This window comes from Klebsiella sp. HN106 (assembly GCF_051209435.1).
In the GTDB taxonomy this organism is placed as follows: domain Bacteria; phylum Pseudomonadota; class Gammaproteobacteria; order Enterobacterales; family Enterobacteriaceae; genus Klebsiella; species Klebsiella oxytoca.
The window spans coordinates 1-248 of the sequence record NZ_JBLURD010000327.1 but is presented as its reverse complement, the minus strand read 5'-3'; the positions used below and the strand labels follow the sequence as shown (position 1 = coordinate 248).

Sequence of the window (248 nt, the reverse complement as noted above, 5' to 3'; positions counted from 1 at the left end):
TATACTTTAGATTGATTTAAAACTTCATTTTTAATTTAAAAGGATCTAGGTGAAGATCCTTTTTGATAATCTCATGACCAAAATCCCTTAACGTGAGTTTTCGTTCCACTGAGCGTCAGACCCCTTATGGCAGAGCAGGGAAAGGAATTGCCGGGCTATGTGCAACGGGAATTTGAAGAATTTCTCCAATGCGGGCGGCTGGAGCATGGCTTTCTACGGGTTCGCTGCGAGTCTTGCCACGCCGAGCA

General features: G+C 44.8%; 1 pseudogene. It reads left to right on the top strand.

The features are described 5' to 3' along the window. Positions 1-123: 123 nt before the first annotated feature. A pseudogene (locus tag ACSIPU_RS31410) lies at positions 124-248 on the top strand (transposase zinc-binding domain-containing protein); the annotation flags it as partial.